Origin of the sequence: Paraburkholderia sp. SIMBA_030 (assembly GCF_046535245.1) — a bacterium.
GTDB lineage: Bacteria > Pseudomonadota > Gammaproteobacteria > Burkholderiales > Burkholderiaceae > Paraburkholderia.
In genome coordinates, this window is the sequence record NZ_JAWRXB010000063.1 from 1 (window position 1) to 1114 (window position 1114).

A 1114-nucleotide genomic window follows, 5' to 3' on the forward strand; every position below is an offset into this window, starting at 1 on the left:
CTATGCAGCCCCGACAGGAACATGTTCACGCCGAGGAACGCGAAGGTCGTCACCAGCAGGCCGGTCAGCGCCCACCAGGCCGCCATCGCGCCGCGCAGGCCCTTCATCAGGCGCATATGCAGCCACGCCGCGTAGTTCAGCCAGACGATCAGCGCCCACGTCTCCTTCGGGTCCCAGCTCCAGTAGCCGCCCCACGCTTCGGCGGCCCACAGCGCGCCGAGGATCGTCGCGATCGTGAAGAACGCGAAGCCGACGGCGATCGACTTGTACATCACGTCGTCGAGCACGTCGAGCGCCGGCAGGCGATCGGCCAGCACGCCGCGCGCTTTCATCAGATACGCGACGCCGACCATCGCCGACAGCGCGAAACTGCCATAGCCGATGAAGTTCGCCGGCACGTGGATCTTCATCCACCAGCTTTGCAGCGCCGGCACCAGCGGCTGGATCTGCTGCGCGTCGCGCGCGACCGAGTACCACATCAGGAAGCCCACGGCCGCGCTGATCACCAGCAGCACGAATGCGCCGAGCGCGCGGGTGTGGTAGTGCTGCTCGTAGTACAGGTAGAACAGCGCGGTGATCAGGCTGAACAGCACGAACACTTCATACAGGTTCGAGATTGGAATATGGCCGACGTCCGCGCCGATCAGGTACGACTCGTACCAGCGCACCATCAGGCCGACGAAGCCCATCAGCACCGCGGCCCAGGTCATCTTCGAGCCGATTGCGGCGCCGCTCGGCGAGCGCGACAGCAAACCGATCCAGTAGAACACCGTGGCGAATACGAACAGCGCGCTCATCCACAGAATCGCGGACTGGCTCGACAGGAAATACTTCAGGAAGAACGCGTTATCCGCGCGTATCAGATCGCCGTGATAGAACTGGATCGCCAGCAGCGACAGCGCGGCGATGCCCATCATCAGCGGGCGCACCGGCTTCCAGCGCCAGCCGAGCACGACGAACACCGGCACTGCGCACACCAGCACCAGTTTGTCGTAGTAGTTCATGAACGGGTGATAGCGCGACAGCGCGAAGCCCGCGCCCGCAACCATCGCGAGGGCGAACAGCCAGTCGGTCATGCCGAGGCGCTTCAGGAACGGCCGCTCGTCGAACTGCG

General features: G+C 64.5%; 1 protein-coding gene. It reads right to left on the bottom strand.

What is annotated here, in order from left to right:
• Positions 1 to 1114 (bottom strand): c-type cytochrome biogenesis protein CcsB (gene ccsB / locus SB772_RS39010; RefSeq protein ID WP_410838390.1); only part of this gene is annotated, 1114 nt, incomplete at both ends.